This window comes from Blastococcus deserti (assembly GCF_042682525.1).
Lineage (GTDB): Bacteria > Actinomycetota > Actinomycetes > Mycobacteriales > Geodermatophilaceae > Blastococcus_B > Blastococcus_B deserti.
In genome coordinates this window covers 103,602-123,349 of record NZ_JBHUHP010000009.1, presented here as the reverse complement: position 1 = coordinate 123,349, position 19,748 = coordinate 103,602, and the positions used below count along the sequence as shown (strand labels likewise).

General features: G+C 73.3%; 20 protein-coding genes and 1 tRNA gene. 10 read left to right on the top strand and 11 right to left on the bottom strand.

The features are described 5' to 3' along the window. Positions 1-71: 71 nt before the first annotated feature. The 5 genes from ACFSHS_RS08565 to nth form a co-directional block, all read right to left on the bottom strand. A complete protein-coding gene (locus tag ACFSHS_RS08565; RefSeq protein WP_376874091.1) occupies positions 72-1,253 on the bottom strand; it encodes a MarP family serine protease in 1,182 nt (393 codons plus the stop codon). Between the two features lie 4 nt (positions 1,254-1,257). Continuing rightward, on the bottom strand, positions 1,258-1,662 hold the full coding sequence (locus tag ACFSHS_RS08560) for a plastocyanin/azurin family copper-binding protein (protein ID WP_376874089.1): 405 nt from the start codon (positions 1,660-1,662) through the stop codon (positions 1,258-1,260). An 83-nt stretch (positions 1,663-1,745) separates the two neighbouring features. Continuing rightward, positions 1,746-2,534: an NUDIX hydrolase gene (locus ACFSHS_RS08555; protein WP_376874087.1), complete on the bottom strand. Its 789-nt coding sequence runs from the start codon at positions 2,532-2,534 to the stop codon at positions 1,746-1,748. Further along, positions 2,531-3,094 (bottom strand): TlpA family protein disulfide reductase, encoded by a 564-nt coding sequence (locus tag ACFSHS_RS08550; protein WP_376874085.1) that lies wholly within the window; start codon positions 3,092-3,094, stop codon positions 2,531-2,533. Before ACFSHS_RS08550 ends, ACFSHS_RS08555 begins: the two co-directional genes overlap by 4 nt. Further along, a complete protein-coding gene (gene nth / locus ACFSHS_RS08545) occupies positions 3,094-3,888 on the bottom strand; it encodes an endonuclease III (protein ID WP_376875160.1) in 795 nt (264 codons plus the stop codon). Before nth ends, ACFSHS_RS08550 begins: the two co-directional genes overlap by 1 nt. A gap of 111 nt (positions 3,889-3,999) precedes the next feature. Between nth and ACFSHS_RS08540 the strand changes: the two genes are divergently transcribed. Further along, positions 4,000-4,239, top strand: coding sequence for a hypothetical protein (locus ACFSHS_RS08540; RefSeq protein WP_376874083.1), 240 nt, complete (start codon positions 4,000-4,002; stop codon positions 4,237-4,239). A 194-nt stretch (positions 4,240-4,433) separates the two neighbouring features. Continuing rightward, positions 4,434-5,108, top strand: coding sequence for a Crp/Fnr family transcriptional regulator (locus tag ACFSHS_RS08535; protein WP_376874081.1), 675 nt, complete (start codon positions 4,434-4,436; stop codon positions 5,106-5,108). Positions 5,109-5,318: 210 nt separating this feature from the next. Here the strand turns inward: ACFSHS_RS08535 and ACFSHS_RS08530 are convergent, their stop codons facing one another. Genes ACFSHS_RS08530 through ACFSHS_RS08520 form a run of 3 tightly spaced genes read right to left on the bottom strand, consistent with a single transcriptional unit; the run spans position 5,319 to position 6,771 of the window. Continuing rightward, positions 5,319-6,128: an NUDIX hydrolase gene (locus ACFSHS_RS08530; RefSeq protein ID WP_376874079.1), complete on the bottom strand. Its 810-nt coding sequence runs from the start codon at positions 6,126-6,128 to the stop codon at positions 5,319-5,321. Then, on the bottom strand, positions 6,125-6,604 hold the full coding sequence (locus ACFSHS_RS08525) for a RidA family protein (protein ID WP_376874077.1): 480 nt from the start codon (positions 6,602-6,604) through the stop codon (positions 6,125-6,127). Before ACFSHS_RS08525 ends, ACFSHS_RS08530 begins: the two co-directional genes overlap by 4 nt. Then, positions 6,601-6,771 carry a DUF4177 domain-containing protein gene (locus ACFSHS_RS08520; RefSeq protein WP_376874075.1) on the bottom strand — a complete coding sequence of 57 codons (171 nt, stop codon included), beginning with the start codon at positions 6,769-6,771 and terminating at the stop codon, positions 6,601-6,603. The genes ACFSHS_RS08525 and ACFSHS_RS08520 overlap by 4 nt, the downstream gene beginning before the upstream one ends. Positions 6,772-6,883: 112 nt before the next feature. Between ACFSHS_RS08520 and bagA the strand changes: the two genes are divergently transcribed. The 3 genes from bagA to ACFSHS_RS08505 all read left to right on the top strand — a co-directional run bounded on the left by bagA (position 6,884) and on the right by ACFSHS_RS08505 (position 11,416). Beyond that, entirely contained in the window at positions 6,884-7,888 is a 1,005-nt protein-coding gene (gene bagA, locus ACFSHS_RS08515; protein WP_376874073.1) for an ATPase BagA, read from the top strand. 61 nt (positions 7,889-7,949) lie between these two features. Then, on the top strand, positions 7,950-9,194 hold the full coding sequence (gene bagB, locus ACFSHS_RS08510; protein ID WP_376874071.1) for an ATPase BagB: 1,245 nt from the start codon (positions 7,950-7,952) through the stop codon (positions 9,192-9,194). Between the two features lie 41 nt (positions 9,195-9,235). Beyond that, positions 9,236-11,416 carry a transglycosylase domain-containing protein gene (locus ACFSHS_RS08505; RefSeq protein WP_376874069.1) on the top strand — a complete coding sequence of 727 codons (2,181 nt, stop codon included), beginning with the start codon at positions 9,236-9,238 and terminating at the stop codon, positions 11,414-11,416. Between the two features lie 62 nt (positions 11,417-11,478). On the opposite strand, the gene ACFSHS_RS08500 is transcribed toward ACFSHS_RS08505, so the two are convergent. After that, positions 11,479-11,931, bottom strand: coding sequence for a GatB/YqeY domain-containing protein (locus tag ACFSHS_RS08500; RefSeq protein ID WP_376874067.1), 453 nt, complete (start codon positions 11,929-11,931; stop codon positions 11,479-11,481). 53 nt (positions 11,932-11,984) lie between these two features. Between ACFSHS_RS08500 and ACFSHS_RS08495 the strand changes: the two genes are divergently transcribed. The 3 genes from ACFSHS_RS08495 to ACFSHS_RS08485 all read left to right on the top strand — a co-directional run bounded on the left by ACFSHS_RS08495 (position 11,985) and on the right by ACFSHS_RS08485 (position 15,043). After that, positions 11,985-12,896 carry a metallophosphoesterase gene (locus ACFSHS_RS08495; RefSeq protein ID WP_376874065.1) on the top strand — a complete coding sequence of 304 codons (912 nt, stop codon included), beginning with the start codon at positions 11,985-11,987 and terminating at the stop codon, positions 12,894-12,896. Between the two features lie 106 nt (positions 12,897-13,002). Beyond that, a tRNA-Pro gene (locus tag ACFSHS_RS08490) sits at positions 13,003-13,079 on the top strand. A gap of 155 nt (positions 13,080-13,234) precedes the next feature. Continuing rightward, positions 13,235-15,043 (top strand): S9 family peptidase, encoded by a 1,809-nt coding sequence (locus ACFSHS_RS08485; protein ID WP_376874063.1) that lies wholly within the window; start codon positions 13,235-13,237, stop codon positions 15,041-15,043. A gap of 53 nt (positions 15,044-15,096) precedes the next feature. Here the strand turns inward: ACFSHS_RS08485 and ACFSHS_RS08480 are convergent, their stop codons facing one another. Together ACFSHS_RS08480 and ACFSHS_RS08475 are read right to left on the bottom strand one after the other, a co-directional pair. Further along, the gene (locus ACFSHS_RS08480; protein WP_376874061.1) at positions 15,097-16,152 is read right to left on the bottom strand and encodes an aspartate-semialdehyde dehydrogenase; all 1,056 of its coding nucleotides are present in this window, start codon (positions 16,150-16,152) and stop codon (positions 15,097-15,099) included. Then, positions 16,149-17,417: an aspartate kinase gene (locus ACFSHS_RS08475; protein WP_376874059.1), complete on the bottom strand. Its 1,269-nt coding sequence runs from the start codon at positions 17,415-17,417 to the stop codon at positions 16,149-16,151. The genes ACFSHS_RS08480 and ACFSHS_RS08475 overlap by 4 nt, the downstream gene beginning before the upstream one ends. 74 nt (positions 17,418-17,491) lie before the next feature. Here ACFSHS_RS08475 and ACFSHS_RS08470 point away from each other — a divergent pair, with 74 nt between their 5' ends. Beyond that, the gene (locus tag ACFSHS_RS08470; RefSeq protein WP_376874057.1) at positions 17,492-19,084 is read left to right on the top strand and encodes a phospholipase D family protein; all 1,593 of its coding nucleotides are present in this window, start codon (positions 17,492-17,494) and stop codon (positions 19,082-19,084) included. Positions 19,085-19,504: 420 nt separating this feature from the next. Then, the coding region (locus ACFSHS_RS08465) for a helix-turn-helix domain-containing protein (RefSeq protein WP_376874055.1) at positions 19,505-19,748 on the top strand (244 nt) is incomplete at its 3' end.

Here is a 19,748-nt window from a genome sequence, read left to right as displayed (position 1 = left end):
GGCGGAGGACGGCGGCCTGCCTGCAGGGTTCCGACGCGGGCGTGCGAGCGTTGGGGGGCAGGCAGGTCCACCTACTCGCAGGGACCGGTCTCCGCCGGGGCGGTGGCGGTGCTCCCCACGGTCGCCGCCTGCGCGACCTGCGGGCCGGTGAGGGCGTAGCCGGTGTCGGGGTCGTCGATCGCCGAGGCGAAGACCACGCCGAGGACGCTGCCGTCGGTGGCGAACAGCGGACCACCCGAGTTGCCCGACCGCACCGTTCCGAAGAGCGCGTAGACGTCACGGACGACGGTCTTGGTGTTCCGGAAGTCCGGGCCGCTGATCTCGCCGCGGTCGCGCACCCGCGCCGCACCCACGTAGAAGGGCCCACCGCCGGGATAGCCCATGATGATCGCGTCGTCGCCCGCCTCGGCGGGGTCGGCCGTGAACGCCAGCGGCAGCGTGTCCATCCCCGGGACGGCGAGCACCGCGACGTCGATGTCCTCGTCCACGTACACCGGGGTGGCGTCGTACTCCTCCCCCTCGGCCAGGACGACGGGGTCGGAGACGCCCGCCAGCACGTGCGCGTTGGTCATGACCCGCTCCGGCGCGTAGACGAAGCCGGAGCCGTCGATCTGCCGGGAGCAGGACGGGGCGACGCCGCTGATCTTCACCACCGAGCCCTGGACCGACGCCACCACGGGGCTGTCGAGCAGCGCCGGGTCCGGCGCCGGCACCTCGCGCACCTGGGTCGGCGTGAGCGGGTCGAGGACGTCGGGCAGCCCCCGACGGTCGATGGCGTCGCGGAGGTTGTCGTAGACGTTGCGGACCTCGTCGGGCACCGCCTGGTCGACGGCCTGCACGAGCGCCGACTGCCGGACCTGGCTGGCCACCTGCGGAAACGGTGACGTGGCCAGCGGGGAGGCCACCATCCAGGCGACGAGCAGCACGGCGACGGCGGAGACCACCGCCCCGGCGGCGGAATCGACCATCTTGGCCGGTTCCCACGTGACCCGCCCGCGGACCGCCCGGCCGACCGCGCCGGCCAGGATCTGGCCGAGCAGGGCCGCGGCCAGCACGACCACCAGGGCGGCGAACACGCGGGTGACGCTGGACCCGTCGATCCGGTCGGCCACCGGCCCGGACAGCTGCGCCCCCAGGACGGCGCCGCCGAGGAAGCCGAGGATGGAGGTCGAGGAGACCAGGAGGCCCTGACGGAAGCCCGAGAGCGCGAAGACCAGGGCGAGCGCGATCAGCACCACGTCGACGACGGACACCGGCTCAGCCCCGCACCGTCATCGTGCCGACCTGACCCAGCTGTACGTGGAAGGTGCACTCGAAGAGGTGGTCGCCGGGCTGGGTCACGACGAACTCGATCGTCTTCTCCTCACCGGGCGCGAGCAGGGAGACGCCCTCGGAGACGTCCTCGGGGCCGGCGTCGGTGAACTCCAGGTTGTGCGTCATCTCCTCGGCCACGTTCACCACCGTCAGGCGGACCGTCCCCGGGCCGACGGTGAAGGTGTCCGGGACGAACACGTAGTCGTCCTGGGTCTGCACCGTGATCTCCTGAGCCCCGTCGGGCGCCGTCGTCACGTCGCCCACACCCGGCGCGGTCGGGGTGGCGCCGGGCTCCGGCGCGTCGCCCCCGCCGCAGCCGGCCAGCAGGATCAGCGCGGCCGCGACCACAGTGGCCTCTCCCCGATGGCGCCGTCCAGAGGCTCGCCCTGAGCCTGCGAGTGGTGAGGAGGACGGCGTCCTTCTCCTTCTGCTCATCGGGGCGGAACCGTACGCGTCGGAGGGCCGTCGGGCGGGGGATCGGCGACCGTCGGCGCGGCGGCGTCCCCGTCGGGGTCGTCGTCGGAGGACCCCGGCAGCCGGTAGGGCCGCACCGCCGAGGCCGGCAGCGGACGCACGTCGCGCTCGTCCCACGGCTGGGCGAGACCGGCGGCCTCGAGGATGGCCTCCAGCAACCCGGCGGTGAAGCCCCACACCACCATGTCGGCGACCGCGAAGGCCGGGCCGATGTAGCCCGAGGGGTGGCTGACCCGGAAGCGGTTGGCCGGGTCGGCGAGGTCGGCCAGCGGTACCCGCGCGACCCGGGCGACCTCCCGCGGATCCCCGACGCTGACGTCCCGCGGGTCGTCCCACCAGCCGACCACCGGGACGACGAGGTTGTCCGAGGGGCCCAGGAACAGCTCCTGCAGGGTGGCCAGCACCCGCACCCCGGCCGGGTCGACGCCGGCCTCCTCCTGCGCCTCGCGCAGCGCCGTCCCGATCGGGTAGTCGTCGTCCGGGTCGGCCTGCCCGCCCGGGAAGGCGGGCTGACCGGCGTGGCTGCGCAGGTGGGCCGACTTCTCGATCAGGAGCACGTCCGGTCCGGCCGGCCCCTCACCGAAGAGGATGAGGACCGCGGAGCGTCGTGCCGTGGCCGTCGCCTTCGGCATCCGGTGGCGCAGCGGCAGGTCGGCGGCGGCGTCGAGCAGCCGCAGCAGGTACTCGGGCAGGCCGTCGGTGCCGGTGTCCCCCGCCGGGCCGGCGGCGCCCGGGCCGACGCTCACAGCTGGACGCCGAGATGCTGGGCGACCAGCCCGCGCAGCTCGTCGACGGACGTCACCGGCCCGACCTGGGTGTGCACCAGGGCACCGGCCGGGTCGAGGAAGTAGGTGTGGGGGAGCACGTTGATGCCGAGCGCGGCCATGAGCTCCCCCTCCCCGTCGAACGCGCTGGGAAACACGACCCCGGCCTCGGCGGCGAAGGACTCCGCCTGCGGAGCGCCGTCCTTGCTGATGACCCCGACCACTCGGACCCGGTCGCCGGCCAGGTCCACCAGCTCCTGGAACAGGGGGAGCTCCTCGCGGCAGGGAGCGCACCAGCTGCCCCACAGGTTCACGATCGTCGGCACGCCGGGGGCCCGGGCGAGGTCGAGCTCCCCGCCGCCGGGGCAGTCGAAGGAGAGCGCGGGGAGCCGGGCGGCGCCCTGCGCCGTGTCACCCGGCTGGTCGGGGCACGGGGCGAGCAGGCTCTCCACCTGGACCGGTCCGTCCGGGTTCGCCCGCTCGGCCGTGCACGCGCTCAGCAGGACGACCGCGGCCGCGGCGAGCACGGTTCGCGGGCGCATCACTCGGTGTCCGAGGCGGCCGGTGACTTGACCAGCTTCACGGCGACCTCGGGGTCGACCGGGCCGATCCCGAACGAGGGGCACCACCTGGCCAGGCCGCACGCCCCGCAGGCCGCCTTCTTGGCGTGGCAGACGCGGCGGCCGTGGAAGATCACGCGGTGGCTGAAGTCGGTCCACTCCTTCTTCGGGATCAGCTCGGCGATCTCGCTCTCGACCTTCACCGGGTCCTCCTCCGCCGTCCAGCCGAACCGGCGGACCAGGCGGCCGAAGTGCGTGTCCACGGTCAGGCCGGGCACGCCGAAGGCGTTCCCCAGGACGACGTTGGCGGTCTTGCGGCCGACGCCCGGCAGGGTGACCAGGTCCGCCATCCGACCGGGCACCTCGCCGTCGTACCGCTCGACCAGGGCCTGGCTGAGCCCCAGCACCGCGTTCGCCTTCGCCCGGAAGAAGCCGGTCGGCTTGAGGATCGCCTCCAGCTCCTCCCGGTCGGCCCCGGCCAGTGCCACCGCGTCGGGGTACCGGGCGAACAGCGTCGGCGTCACCTTGTTCACCATCTTGTCCGTGGTCTGCGCCGACAGGACCGTGGCGACCAGCAGCTCGAAGGCGTTGGTGAAGTCGAGCTCGCAGTGCGCGTCGGGGTGGATCACCGCGAGTTCCCGTGCCATCCGCCGGGCCCGGCGAGTGCGCGCGAGCGGCGTCTCGGCGGGGTCGTACGGGGAGGCGCCGGTCCGCGCCGCCAGGGTGGGGCGGCGGACCGGGGCGGGGCGGGCGTAGGCCGGCTCCGGAGCGGGCATCGACACGCGGTCGAGGGTAGGCGGCCACGGCGACGGCTTCCGGCCGTGCCATCCTGGAGGCACCGTCGCCGCCGGCGCGCGGAGGGCACAGGACGGGACGAGGAGGCAGGCGTGTACGCACTGAGCGTCATCCTGTTCCCGCCCCTGCTGATCGCCTTCCTGCTCGTCATGGAACGCGTCGAGGAGCCGCTGCGCCGCCCGGCCGGGCCGCGCGAGGTGTCCGAGTTCCTCAGCACGGCGAGCCCCGCGGAGGTCGACGCCCTCGCCACCTCGGGCATCCGCCGCGCCCTGTTCTTCTGGCGCCGCCGCCGCCAGAACCGCGGCGAGACGGCCAGTCCCCCGCTGGTCTGAAGAGGCCTCTCCACCATTCGCGGCAGGTCCGCCTCCTCCCACCCTCGCGAGCTCGGGCCCGGGAGGCGACCGGCTCGCTCGGAGGAGGGACGCGCTCACCCACCGATCGGGTGACCGAAGGCACAGCCGCCTAGACTCCCTGCGGACACGGACGCCTCTGCGTCCGCACGAACGGTTTCGCGAGAGGACGTGCAGTGGACGAGGTACTGGCCCAGTCCGGGCTCTTCCAGGGGCTCTCGGAAGACGCGGTGGACCCGGTCGCCAGTCGCTTGGAGATGATCACGCTGCCGCGCGGGCGGGTGGTCTTCAACGAGGGCGAGCCCGGTGACAGCCTGTACATCGTCGTCACCGGCAAGATCAAGCTGTCGCGCCGGTCGCCCGACGGCCGGGAGAACGTGCTGGCCGTCATGGGACCGTCGGACCAGTTCGGCGAGCTGTCGGTGTTCGACCCGGGGCCGCGCACCGCGACGGCCACCGCCGTGACCGACGTCAAGCTGGCCCGCATGCCGCAGTCGGTGCTGCGCCCGTGGATCGAGGCGCACCCCGAGATCGGGGAGCAGCTGCTGCGGGTGCTCGCCCGCCGCCTGCGCCGCACCAACGACTCGGTGGCCGACCTCATCTTCACCGACGTGCCCGGCCGGGTGGCCAAGGCGCTGCTGCAGATGGCCGACCGGTTCGGCAGCCGCGAGAGCGACGGCCTGCGGGTGAAGCACGACCTCACCCAGGAGGAACTGGCCCAGCTGGTGGGCGCCTCCCGCGAGACGGTCAACAAGGCCCTGGCCGACTTCGTGCACCGCGGCTGGATCCAGCTGCAGGGCAAGTCGGTCGTCGTCCTCGACGAGGAGCGCCTGCGCCGCCGCGCGCGCTGAGAACCACACAGCTCTGCACCGGCGAGGCCCAGGACCGAACAGGTTCTGGGCCTCTGGTGCACGACCGGCGCCGCCACGATGGTCGCGCCGAGTGGGCCCCGGAGGGGTCCTGCGACGGCGCGACGCAACGGCTCGACGGCGGTCGGGGACGGCCACTGGCCGCGGTGCCGCCCGGAGGGTCGCAGTGTCATGGCGGTGTGACGCGGAGCGTCACGAAGGTAATGGCACGACCAGGCGGATGCGGGTGCCGTCGGGGAGCACCGCCCACCGGCCGTCGGGCGTCTGCTCGAACGTCGGGCTGATCGCATGCAGCGGCTCGGGCGGCGACCCGGCCAGGGCCGCGGCCACGTCGGGGAAGGCCGCCAGCTGGCCGAGGGTGTGGCTGGTGGGCGGCAACATCGGCCGCGCGCCGGTGGCGAGCTCCGCCAGCGCCGCCGCGGGCGTCAGCCACGCCGCCTCGTCGGCCTCACCGGAGACGTGCCGCGCCTCCTGGCCCACCGGCAGGGCGGCGACGAAGAACTTGGTGTCGTAGCGCCGCGGCTCCACCGGCGGAGTGATCCAGTGCGCGAAGGGCCGCAGCAGGTCCGACCGCAGCGCCAGACCGCGGCCGGCCAGCAGCTCGGCCAGCGACAGCTCCCGGGAGAGCAGCGCCTGCCGCTGCTCCTCCCAGTCGTCGCCGGAGACGTCGGGCACGACCCCGGCCGCGCCGGAGCCGTCGTCGGTACCCGCGAGCAGGACGCCGGCCTCCTCGAACGTCTCGCGCACCGCGGCGCAGACCAGCTCCCGGGCGGTGCGCTCGTCGCAGCCGAAAGCCTCCGCCCAGCGCTCGGGTGCCGGCCCGGCCCACGCGATGTCGGTGTCACCGTCGCGGGGATCGACACCGCCCCCGGGGTAGGCGGTCATGCCGCCCGCGAACGGCATGCCCTTGGTCCGCCGCAGCAGGTAGACCTCGAGCCCCTGCCGCCCGTCCCGCAGCAGCAGCACCGTGGCTGCCTGCCGCGGCTCGGCGGGCGTCGTCACCGCAGTTCGACGGTCAGCTCGACCTCGACGGGGGCGCCCAGCGGCAGCTCGGCGACGCCCACGGCGCTGCGGGCGTGCTGCCCCGACTCGCCGAAGATCTTGCCCAGCAGCTCGCTCGCGCCGTTGACCACGCGCGGCTGGCCGCTGAACCCCTCGGCGCTGGCGACGTACCCGACGACCCGGACGACCCGGGCCACCGAGTCCAGCCCCACCAGCTCGTCGATCGCGGCCAGCGCGTTGAGGGCGCAGACCTTCGCGTCGGCCGCGGCGTCCTCGATGTCGACGGAGCCGCCGACCTTGCCGGTGCGGCGCAGCCCGCCGTCGACGAACGGCAGCTGGCCCGAGGTGAAGACCAGGGAACCGGCGCGGACCGCGGGGACGTAGGCGGCGACCGGCGCGGCGACGGCCGGGAGCCGGATGCCGAGGTCGGCCAGCCGCGCGTGCCACGACGTGGCGGGAGCGGACGGGGTGGTCATGCCGGGCGCTTGAGGTACGCGACCAGCTGGTCGGAGCCGCCGGGACCCGGCAGCACGGTCACCAGCTCCCACCCGTCGACGCCCCAGGAGTCGAGGATCGCCTTGGTGTTGTGGATCAGCAGCGGGATGGTGGCGTACTCCCACTTGCGGCGGGCCGGTTCGGTCATGGCCAGGACGCTAGCGCCTCTGGTGACGTGCTGGAGCGGCCGCCCTTCAGGGACCCTGGCCGAGCCTGCGAGGCCCGGGGGGAGGGGCGGTCCTTCACCTACGCTGGTGCGGGTGAGCCCCGACCCGTCTCCCGTGCGCCTGCACGTCGTCACCGGCAAGGGCGGGACCGGCAAGACCACGGTCGCCGGCGCCCTGGCCCTCGCCCTGGCCGCCGACGGCCGGCACGTCCTGCTGGTCGAGACCGAGGGACGCCAGGGCATCGCCCAGCTCTTCGACACCCCTCCCCTGCCCTACGAGGAGCGGCGGGTCGCGGTCACCCGCGGCGGCGGGGAGGTGAAGGCGCTGGCCATCGACGTCGAGGAGGCCCTCCTCGAGTACCTCGACATGTTCTACAACCTCCGGCGGGCCGGGCGGGCGCTGCGGAAGATGGGCGCGATCGACTTCGCCACCGCGATCGCGCCGGGACTGCGCGACGTCCTGATCACCGGGAAGATCAAGGAGGCGGTGACCCGCCGGCACGACGGCCGGCCGGTCTACGACGCGGTCGTGGTCGACGCCCCGCCCACCGGGCGCATCACCCGCTTCCTCGGCGTCACGGGCGAGATGTCGCAGCTGGCCCGCTCCGGCCCGATCAAGACGCAGAGCGACGGCGTCATGGCGGTGCTGCGCTCGCCCCGGACGGCGGTGCACCTGGTCACGCTGCTGGAGGACATGCCGGTCCAGGAGACCGCCGACGCGATCGCCGACCTCACCAAGGCCGACCTGCCGGTGGGGTCGGTGATCGTGAACATGGCCACCGAGCCGATCCTGCCGGTCGACGACCTCGCCCGCGCCGCCGAGGGCCGGCTGACGGGGCCGGACCTCGCCCTCGCGCTCGCTGCGGCCCACCTGAGCGGGAGCGACGTGCTGGGCGAGGCCCTGGCCGCGGAGGTCACCGAGCACGCCCGCCGCTGGACCGGGCAGGACGCCCTCCGGGACGAGGTCGAGGCCCTGGGCCGGCCGACGGTGGAGCTGCCGCTGCTGGCCGGGCCGATCGACCTGGGCTGCCTCTTCGAGCTGGCCGGGCGTCTCGAGGAGCACCTGCGCACCGAGGTAGAGGAGCGGACAGGGGCGTGAGCATCGCAGCGAGGAATCAGCGAGGAGCGGAGCGCCCCGCGGGAGCGACAGGGGGCACCGCATGAGCGCCGCTCCCCAACCGGAGCGGACGCAACGGCCGCACCGCGCCCCCCGGCAGCCGCGGCCGGCCCCCGTCGCGCCGGCCATGGACCTCCAAACCCTGATCACCGACCCCGGGACCCGGATCATCGTCTGCTGCGGCGCGGGCGGGGTGGGCAAGACCACCACGTCGGCGGCGCTGGCGCTCGCCGCCGCCGAGGCCGGCCGCACGGTCGTCGTGCTCACCATCGACCCGGCCCGGCGGCTGGCCCAGTCCCTGGGTCTCGTGGAGCTGGACAACGAGCCACGGCGGGTGGACGTCCCCGGGGCGCCCGGCGAGCTGCACGCCATGATGCTCGACATGAAGCGGACGTTCGACGACGTCGTCGCCGCGCACTCGACCCCCGAGCGGGCCCAGCAGATCCTCGAGAACCCCTTCTACCAGGCGCTGTCGTCCTCCTTCTCCGGGACGCAGGAGTACATGGCGATGGAGAAGCTCGGCCAGCTGCGGGCCAGCGAGCAGTGGGACCTCATCGTGGTCGACACCCCGCCGTCCCGGTCGGCGCTGGACTTCCTGGACGCCCCCAACCGGATGAGCCGGTTCCTCGACGGCACCATGATCCGGCTGCTCGTGGCGCCGAGCCGGGCCGGGTTCCGGTTCGCCAGCGCCGGCTTCCTGCTGTTCAGCCGCATCGTCAGCAAGATCCTCGGTGGTCAGCTGCTCCGCGACATCTCCGCCTTCGTCGCCGCGCTCGACACGATGTTCGGCGGCTTCCGGGAGCGGGCGACGGCGACCTACGAGCTGCTGCGGCGGCCCGGCACGTGGTTCGTCGTCGTCGCCACACCGGAGCCGGACGCCCTCCGGGAGGCGTCCTACTTCGTCGACCGGCTCTCCGCGGAAGGCATGCCGCTGGCCGGGTTGGTCCTGAACCGCACCCACCCACCGGCGACGACCGCGCTGTCGGCGACGCGGGCCGAGGGCGCGGCCGAGGAGGTCCTCGAGGCCGGCGCCGCCGATGCGGAGCTCGCGGCCGCCGCCCTGCGGGTGCACGCGGAGCGGATGCAGCTGGCCACCCGCGAGCAGCACCTGGCCGACCGGTTCACCAGCGCCCATCCGGAGGTCGCCGTGCGCACCGTGCCGGCCGCCGCCGGCGACGTCCACGACCTCGACGGTCTGCGCGTCATGGGTCAGGAGCTCACCGGGCCCGACGCCGACACGCCGACCGGTACCCCTCGCACGCGGGTGCTCCCCGCGCGCCGCGGCTGATCACGGCGGTCCGGGACCCGGGCCACGTACATTCGACGCCGATGTCGGAGTATGCGCAGCCCCTGTCCCGGATCCTCGCCAAACTGGCCGCGACGATCGTCGTCGCAGGAGCCCTCGTCGCAGGACTGCTCTTCCCCCTCGTGGGCGGCACCGGCCTCGCGGCGCGCAGCTCCGCCTCGCTGCTCGACGCGCTGCCGGTGGAGCTGACCGACAAGACACCAGCGGGCAACAGCAAGGTGCTGGCCGCGGACGGCTCGCTGATCACCTACCTGTACACGAACAACCGCACCCCGGTGACCGGCGACCAGATCTCGCCGATCATGAAGCAGGCGCTGGTCGACATCGAGGACTCGCGCTTCTACGACCACAACGGTCTGGACGTGCAGGGCACGATGCGCGCCCTCGTCAAGAACGTCGCGGCGGGCTCGGTGCAGGAGGGTGGCTCCACGCTGACCCAGCAGCTGGTCAAGCAGACCCTGCTGCAGACGGCGACCACCCCGGAGGACCGGCAGGCGGCCACCGAGCAGAACGTCGGGCGCAAGCTGCGGGAGGCCCGCCTGGCGATGGCCCTGGAGGAGACCTACTCCAAGGACGAGATCCTCACCCGCTACCTCAACATCGTCTACTTCGGGCAGGGCGCCTACGGCATCCAGGCCGCCGCTCAGAAGTACTTCAGCGTCAACGCCGCCGACCTCACGCTCCCCCAGGCGGCCATGCTCGCCGGCCTGGTGCAGAGCCCGGCGAACGACGACCCGATCACCAACCCCGACAACGCGATGGTGCGCCGCAACCAGGTGCTCCAGCGGATGTACGACCTCGGGCACGTCACCGCGCAGGAGTTCACCGAGATCTCCGCGCAGCCCGTCGCCGTCGCCCCCGGGACGGACCCGCCCAACGGCTGCATCGACGCCACCATCGGTGGCTTCTTCTGCGCCTACGCGCTGCAGCACCTCACCGGCACCCTGGGGCTGACCCAGGCGGAGATCGACCAGGGTGGTCTCACCATCCAGACGACGCTGCGTCCGGACATGCAGGCGGCCGGCGACCAGGCGGTGCTGAACACGCTGCCGATGGGCGCCGACCTGGCGGGCATGTACACCGTCGTGGAGCCCGGGACCGGCAACGTCCTCGCCATGAGCGTCAACCGCAGGTACGGGTGCAGCGACCCGGAGTGCGAGTCGGTCATCCTCAACTCGGTGGCGAGCCAGGGCGCGGGTTCGACGTACAAGGTCTTCGTCGCCGCCGCCGCGCTGGCCGAGGGTTTCACCGCCAACCACACGATCACGACCGGCAACCCGTACACGTCGCGGGTCTACAAGAAGAACGGCGGCACGCGCGGCGCCCCGTACACCGTCAGCAACGCCGGCAACTACGCGGCCACCATGGACATGCGCAGTGCGCTCGTCCAGTCGTCCAACACCTACTTCCTCGCTCTCGAGGACGCCCTCGGCAGCGTCGAGAAGCCGGTGCGCATGGCCCAGGCGATGGGACTGCGCTCCCTCGACGGGCGGGCCGACGCCATCATCGACGGCAACCTCGGCTCGTTCACGCTGGGCCCGGAGGCGACCAGTCCGCTCGACCTGGCCAGCGCCTACAGCACGATGGCCGCCAGCGGCACCCAGTGCGACCCCAGGCCCGTCACGCAGGTCCTCGACCGCAACGGGGAGCCGCTGACCAAGGCCGACGGCACCCCCCTGGTGCCAGGGAGCACCTGCACTCCGGAGGCGATCCCGCCGGAGGTGGCCACCACGCTCAACCAGATCCTGATCGGTGACGTCTCCAGCCCCGAGGGCACCGGTACGCGAGCCGCGGTCCCCGGTCACGAGATCGCAGGCAAGACCGGGACGTCGCAGCGTCGGTACTCGGCGGCGTTCGTGGGCTACACGCCGCAGTACGCGGCGAGCGTCATGGTGCTGGACCCGAAGGTCGGCAGGGACGTCGGTGGCTTCGGGGGCAACAAGCCGGCGACCATCTGGCACGACGCGATGGCTCCGATCCTCACCAACCAGCCCGCCGTGCCGTTCCCGCCCGGCGACCCGGCACTCCTCGACGGTGGTCGCCCCAGCGCGCCGGAGGAGGACCGATCGAGCGACTCGTCCACGACCGAGGAGGAGTCGTCGACGGAGGCGGAGCAGGTCCCACCGCCGGCTGACGGGGAGCAGAACGGCAACGGCCGCGGCAACGGTCAGCAGGGCAACCGCGGGCGCGGCGACGACGACTGAGGCGAGGACCTCGTCCTCCTCACCGCTCCCGAGCTCGTGGTGAGCCTCTGGACGAGGCCGGATCAGGCGAGCTGGCGGCGCACCTCGGCGGCCACGCGGGCGCCCTCCGCCCGGCCGGCGACCTCGCCCTGCACGGCACCCATCACCCTGCCCATGTCCTTCATGCCCGAGGCCCCGGTACGGGTGATGACGTCGGCGACGAGAGCGGCAAGGTCGGCGTCCTCGAGCTGGGCCGGCAGGTAGGCGGCGAGCACCCCGCCCTCGGCCTCCTCCCGCTGGGCCTGCTCGGCCCGGCCGGCCCCGGCGAAAGCCTCCGCGGCCTCGCGGCGCTTCTTCGCCTCCCGGCGCAGGACCGCCATCACCTCGTCGTCGGAGAGCTCACGGGCCTCCTTGCCCGACACCTCCTCGGCGCTGACGGCGGCGAGCACCATGCGGAGGGTCGCCGTCCGCAGCTCGTCCCGGGACTTCATGGCGGCGGTCAGGTCGTCGCGCAGGCGGTTCTTCAGGTCGGGCACGGTCCCAGCCTGGCACGGGGGCCGCACGACCGGCGCACGTAGGCTCTGCGACCGTGCGCTGGTACACCGCCCTCCCCGCTGCCGCCGTCGCCTCCGGGGCGGCGGTCACCGCCTACGCGGGCCTCTACGAGCGCACCCGGTGGACGCTCCGCCGCTTCGACGTGCCCGTCCTGGCCCCGGGCTCCGCGCCGCTGACGGTGCTGCAGATCTCCGACCTGCACATGACCGCCGGGCAGCGCTCCAAGCAGGAGTGGGTCGCCGGGCTCGCCGACCTGGAACCGGACCTGGTGATCGACACCGGCGACAACCTGGCCGGATTCGACGCCGTCCCGGGGACGCTGCGGGCCCTCGACCCGCTGCTGGACCGCCCGGGGGCCTTCGTGCTGGCCAGCAACGACTACTACGCACCGCGGCCGAAGAACCCGCTGAAGTACTTCTGGTCCGACCACAAGCGGGTGCACGGCGACGAGCTGCCGTGGCGGGAGCTCCGGGACGGGATGCGGGCCAGGGGCTGGCTGGACCTCACCAACGCCACCGGCGAGCTGACCGTGGCGGGACGGCGGATCGTCTTCGCCGGGGTCGACGACTCGCACCTGAAGCGGGACCGCTACGACCAGGTGGCCGGCACCGCCGACCCGTCCGCCGACGTGCGGATCGGTCTGGCGCACTCGCCCGAGCCGCGCGTCCTGGACCGCTTCGCCGCCGACGGCTACGACCTGCTGCTGTGCGGGCACACGCACGGCGGTCAGCTGCGGGTGCCCTTCTACGGGGCGCTGGTGACCAACTGCGGCATCGACCGCGACCGCGTGCGCTGGCTGCACCGCTGGGCCGAGCCGACGCCCGGGCATCCCACCGGCACCTGGCTGCACGTCTCGGCGGGCCTGGGCACCAGCCCCTACGCGCCCGTGCGCTTCGCCTGCCCGCCGGAGGCGACGCTGCTCACGCTCACCGCCCGCGACGCCTGAGGAAGGACACCCTCCCCCTGTCCCCGCACGCTCGGGACGAGCCCGGGAGGGGGCCTGACCCGCCGCCGGGGTCGGATGCGTCTCGCGCTAGACTCCTGCAGGACCTCGGGGTGTGGCGCAGCTTGGTAGCGCGCGTCGTTCGGGACGACGAGGCCGCAGGTTCAAATCCTGTCACCCCGACCACCAGCTCAGGGGCCGCCGCCGGCGGCCCCTGAGTCGTATGGGGATCCGACGTATGGGGATCCGACCGGGTCGAGCGCCACCGATCCCCGGGCCTCGGAACGGCCGCGGGGACGACACGGCGGCGACCCGAGCAGGGGCCGGGGGAAGATGACGCGGTGAGCGCCGACCCCACCGCCGTCCCCGTCCTCTCCCCGGAGGTCACCGCCCGCTGGCAGGCGCGCTTCCGCGCCCCGCGGGTGTCGCTGCCGGACTGGGCGCAGGACGCGCCGCACCGCAACGTCTACTCGTCGGACCTCGGCGGCGTGGTGGAGCAGTACGCGTGGGACCGCGACACCGGCGAGCACCGGCAGGTGACCGACCGGCCCCACGGCACCCTCATCGGCACCGTGAGCCCGGACGGCGAGACGATCTGGTGGTTCGCCGACACCGACGGCGACGAGTTCGGCGTCTGGATGACCCAGCCGTTCACCGGCGGCCCCGACGCCGTCGCCGTCCCCGAGGTGGGGCCGGCCTACCCCGCGGGCCTGGAGGTGGGCCGCACGCTCGTGGCGGTCGGCCGCGCCACCGACGACGGCAGCGAGCTGTGGCTGGCCCCGCGCGGTGGCACGCCGCGGGTGATCTACCGGCACGCCGACCCCGCGTCGGTGGACGCGCTGACCCGGGACGACGAGCTGCTGGTCATCTCCCACTCCGAGCACGGCGACCCGCGCTATCCCGCCCTCCGCGTGCTGCGCACCGGGGACGACTCGGTCGTCGCCGAGAAGTGGGACGGCGAGGGCCGCGGCCTGCACGCCCTGGAGTTCGGGCCGCTCCCCGCCGACCGGAGGCTGCTGGTCGGCCACGAGCGGCGCGGCCGGGACGAGCTGCTGATCTGGGACGTCGGCACCGACACCGAGACCGAGATCGTGCTGGACCTGCCCGGCGACGTGACCGCCGGCTTCTACCCGGACGGCTCGGCGCTGCTGGTGGGTCACGACCACGCCGCCCGCAGCGAGATCTACCGCTACGACCTGGCGACGGGTTCCCTGGAGAAGCTGGACACCCCGCCCGGCGTCGTCCGCGGGGCCACGGCCCGGCCCGACGGCACGGTGGAGCTGGCCTGGTCCTCCTCCGTCCTCCCGCCGGTGATCCGCCGCGCCGACGGGCCGGTGGTGCTGTCGGTGGCCGACGAGGAGCCGCCGGCCGCCTACCCGGTCGAGGACCGCTGGGTGCCCGGCCCGGGCGGGGACGTGCACGCGCTGGTGGTGCGTCCCGCGGGGCCGGCCCCCTACGCGACGGCGTTCCTGGTCCACGGCGGCCCGGAGGCCGCCGACGACGACTCCTACCGCGCCCGGCGCGCCGCCTACGTCGACGCCGGGTACGCCGTCGTGCACGTCAACTACCGGGGGTCGACCGGCTACGGCAGCGCCTGGCGCGACGCGCTCACCGGCCGGCCCGGGCTGACCGAGCTGGAGGACATCGGTGCCGTCTACGACGCCCTGCTGGCCGAGGGGTTCCTCGACCGGGATCGCGTTCTGCTCACCGGCGGCTCGTGGGGTGGGTTCCTGACCCTCCTGGGCCTGGGCACCCAGCCGGAGCGGTGGACGGCGGGCATCGCCGAGGTGCCGGTCGCCGACTACCTGGCCGCGTACGAGGACGAGATGGAGGGGCTGCGCGCCTACGACCGGGCGCTGTTCGGCGGCTCACCGGAGGAGGTGCACGACGTGTACGTGCGCTCCTCGCCGATCACCTACGTCGACGCCGTCGCCGCGCCGGTCCTGGTGGTCGCGGGGGCCAACGACCCCCGCTGCCCGATCCGGCAGATCGAGAACTACCTGGGCGCGCTGGAGAAGCTGGGCAAGGAGCACGAGGTGTACCGGTTCGACGCCGGCCACGGCTCCCTGGTCATCGAGGAGACCATCCGCCAGGTCGAGATCGCGCTGGACTTCGCGCTACGACACGTCCCGCCCGCCAGCCCGCGTTGATCATCGGCGTGTGGCTGTCGCCGACGGTGTGTCGACCAGCCAGATGCCGATGATCAACTCCGAGAGGTGGCGATCAACTCCGCGATCTGGACGGTGTTGAGGGCGGCGCCCTTGCGGAGGTTGTCGTTGCTCACGAACAGCACCAGCCCTCGGCCGTCGTCGACGCTCTGGTCCTGGCGGATCCGGCCGACGTAGCTGGGGTCGCGGCCGGCGGCCTGCAGGGGGGTCGGGACGTCGGACAGCTCGACGCCGGGCGCGGCCGAGAGCAGCTCCGTGGCCCGCTCGACGGTGAGCGGCCGCGCGAACTCCACGTTCAGGGACAGCGAGTGACCGGTGAAGACCGGGACGCGGACGCAGGTGCCCGAGACGCGCAGGTCGGGGATCCCGAGGATCTTGCGGCTCTCGTTGCGGAGCTTCTGCTCCTCATCGGTCTCGAACGAGCCGTCGTCGACGACGGACCCGGCCATCGGCAGCACGTTGAACGCGATGGGCGCGACGTACTTGACCGGGTCCGGGAAGGCGACCGCGGACCCGTCGTGGGTCAGCGCGTCGGCCTTCTCCACGACCGCCTTCGCCTGCCCGTGCAGCTCCTCGACACCGGCCACCCCGCTGCCCGAGACCGCCTGGTAGGTGCTGGCGACGATGCGGACCAGCTGGGCCTCGTCGTGCAGCGGCTTGAGCACCGGCATCGCGGCCATGGTCGTGCAGTTCGGGTTGGCGATGATGCCCTTGCGGATCTCCCGGAGGGCGTGCGGGTTGACCTCGCTGACGATCAGCGGGACGTCGGGGTCGCGGCGCCAGGCCGAGCTGTTGTCGATGACGGTGACGCCGGCCTCGGCGAACCGCGGGGCCTGCACCTTCGAGGTGGTGGCCCCGGCGGAGAAGATCGCGATGTCCAGGCCGGTGGGGTCGGCGGTGGCGGCGTCCTCGACGGTGATCTCGCTGCCGGCCCACGGCAGGGTGCTGCCCGCGGAGCGGGCGGAGGCGAAGAACCGCAGCTCGCTGAGCGGGAAGTTCCGCTCGGCGAGTATCTCGCGCATGACGGTGCCGACCTGGCCGGTCGCACCGACGATGCCGACCCGCAGGCCGTCGTTGCTCAGTGTGGTCATCGTCCGGTCCCTCCGTAGACGACGGCCTCGGCCTGGTCGGTCCCGAGGTCGAACGCGTCGTGCACCGCCCGGACGGCGATGTCGACGTCGGTGTCGCGGCAGACCACGGAGATGCGGATCTCCGAGGTGCTGATCAGCTCGAGGTTGACGCCGGCGTCGGCCAGGGCGCCGAAGAACTTGGCGGAGACGCCGGGATGCGAGCGCATGCCCGCGCCGACCAGCGAGACCTTGCCGATGTGCTGGTCGAACCGCACGTCGGTGTAGCCGACGGTGTGCTTCACCTTCTCCAGCGCGGCCAGCGCGGTCGGGCCGTCGCTCTTGGGCAGCGTGAAGGAGATGTCGGCGAGCTTGCTGGCCTCGGCCGACACGTTCTGCACGATCATGTCGATGTTGATCTCCGCGTCGGCCAGGACGCGGAAGATCTGGGCCGCCTCGCCCGGCCGGTCCGGCACCCCGTAGACGGTGATCTTGCCCTCGGAGCGGTCGTGCGCGACGCCCGTGATGATCGCCTGTTCCACCGGGAGGTCCTCCATCGAGCCGGTCACGATCGTGCCGGGAAGGTGTGAGTAGGAGCTGCGGACGTGCACGGGGATGCCGTAGCGGCGGGCGTACTCGACGCAGCGCAGCATGAGCACCTTGGCCCCGGATGCGGCGAGCTCGAGCATCTCCTCGTAGGTGATGGTGTCGAGCCGCCTGGCGTTGGGGACGATCCGCGGGTCGGCGGTGAAGACGCCGTCCACGTCGGTGTAGATCTCGCAGACGTCGGCGCGCAGGGCGGCCGCCACGGCGACCGCGGTGGTGTCGGAACCGCCGCGCCCCAGCGTGGTGATGTCCTTGGTGTCCTGGCTGACGCCCTGGAACCCGGCGACGATCACGATCGAGCCGTCGTCGAGGGCGTCGCGGAGCCGGCCCGGGGTGACGTCGATGATGCGCGCCTTGCCGTGGCTCGAGGTCGTGATGACGCCGGCCTGGGAACCGGTGAAGGAACGGGCCTCGTAGCCGTGCGTCGAGATGGCGATGGCCAGCAGCGCCATGGAGATGCGCTCGCCGGCGGTGAGCAGCATGTCGAGCTCGCGACCCGGCGGGTCGTCGGTGATCTGGCCGGCCAGGTCGAGCAGCTCGTCGGTGCTGTCGCCCATCGCGGAGACGACCACGACGACGTCGTCGCCGTTCTTCTTGGCGCTGACGATCCGCTCGGCGACACGCTTCATGTGCGCTGCGGACGCGACGGAGGAACCGCCGTACTTCTGGACGACGAGGGCCACGGGTCCACAGGCTACCGACGCGGGACGGGCGGCCGGTGGTTGCGTCCCCGCCACCCGCGCGTTGTGATCATCGGGTGGACGTACCGGAGCAGTGGCTGCTCACCGCCGAGGAGCGCGGCAACCCCGCCACGACGCTCCCCGGCTGGACGGAGGGGAACCTCGCCGAGCCGTTGCTGCACGGCAGCACCTACTTCGCGCGGCTGATCGAGGAGGTCCGGGCGCTCAACGCTGGTGACCAGCTGTTCTTCACCGACTGGCGCGGGGATCCCGACGAGCTGCTGCGTGACGGGGGCCCGACCGTCGCCGAGCTGTTCACCGAGGCGGTCAAGCGCGGCGTCTGCGTCCGGGGCCTGGTCTGGCGGTCGCACATGGACCGGCTGTCGCTGTCCAAGGAGGCCAACCGGGCGCTCGACGTCGAGATCGAGCACGGCGGCGGCGAGGTGATCCTCGACCAGCGGATCCGGCGGATGGGCAGCCACCACCAGAAACTCGTCGTCCTCCGGCACGACGAGGATCCCTCCCGGGACGTCGCGTTCGTCGGCGGCATCGACCTGTGCCACGGCCGGCGCGACGACGCCGACCACCACGGCGACCCGCAGCCGGTGCCGATGGCCGCCGCGTACGGGAGGACGCCCCCGTGGCACGACGTGCAGCTGCAGATCCGCGGGCCCGCCGTGCACGTGCTCGACACCGTCTTCCGCGAGCGCTGGGACGACCCCAACAGCCCGGACGAGGACCACCCCCTCGCCTGGATCCACGACAAGCTGCACCGCGCCCGGCTGCACGCCGATCCGCTGCCACCGCAGTTGCCTCCGCCGCCGGAGTGCGGTCCGCACTTCGTGCAGAACCTGCGGACGTATCCGGCGGTCCGGCCGCCCTACGCCTTCGCGCCCGACGGCGAACGGTCGGTGGCGCGCGGCTACACGAAGGCCATCAAGCGGGCACGGCGGCTGATCTACCTGGAGGACCAGTACATGTGGTCGGCCGAGGTCGCCCGGCTCTTCGCCGAGGCGCTCTCGGACAACCCCGATCTGCAGCTCGTGGTCGTCGTCCCGCGTGTGCCCGACCAGGACGGCGCCCTGGCCGAACGACCGCAGTACGTCGGCCGGTGGCAGGCGATCGAGATGTGCCGGCGGGCCGGCAAGGGGCGGGTGCACGTGTACGACGTGGAGAACCACGCCGGCACCCCGGTCTACGTGCACGCCAAGGTCTGCGTCGTCGACGACACCTGGGCCAGCGTCGGCAGTGACAACTTCAACCGGCGGTCGTGGACCCACGACAGCGAGCTCTCCAGCACGGTGCTGGACACCACGCGCGACCCCCGGGGGCCGCGGGACCCGGCCGGCACCGGCGACGGCGCCCGCACCTTCGCCCGGGACCTGCGGCTGGCCCTGGCGCGCGAGCACCTCGACCTCGATCCCGAGGGGGCCGACGACGACGCGCTGCTCGACCCCGGCCGCTTCGTGGAGGTGCTGCGGGAGCGCGCGGGAGCCCTGGACGCCTGGCACGAGGGCGGCCGCCGCGGACCGCGACCACCGGGAAGGTTGCGGTCCCACAAGCCCGAACGGCTGCGCTGGACGACCCGCCTGTGGGCCACGCCCGCCTACCGCCTGCTCGTCGACCCCGACGGACGTCCGCTGCGGATGCGCCTGAAGAAGGAGTTCTGAGGGCGTCTGCTGAGAGCGGCGAGGACTCCGTAGGGCCCGCGTCCGGCACGGTCCTCGGCCGACCATCACCTACGGGTCGAGCAGCTACTTCTCGCGCAAGAGCTTCTCACCGCAAGGGCTCTCCGGGCAGTTCTGGCCGTCCTGGGCTTGGGCCCGCCGCGTCCGCCCGCGCGACGGAACTGCACCCGGGTGACGGCCCGGCACGGCGCACGCCGTCCCGGAGCGCTCCAGGTACCGCGATGCTCCGCCTCTGCCCACCACGGTGGGCAGAGGCAGAGCATCCGTGGAGTGCAGTGGAGTGGAAGGCAGGCAGGCAGGCAGGCAGGCAGGCAGGCAGGCAGGGAATCCACCGACCCATCACCTGTGCACAGACTCCAGAGGCGCGTCCTGCCGGCCCGGACGACGGGTGACCCTCGGTCGATGACAGGGTTCGACCTTCCCGGCACGCTGCGGCGTATCCGTCGTCTCGCCGACCGCTCCCAGCGGGAGCTCGCCGTCGAGCTGGAGCTCTCCAAGTCGGCGATCGCAGCAGCCGAGAGCGGACGCCGAGACCTGCCGGTGAGCGCTCTCGCGCGAGCCGCCGCGCTCGCCGGGCTCCGGCTCGCGCTGCTCGACGCCGATGGTGCCGAGGTCGCCGGCATGGCGCCCGACGCCGTCCGCGACC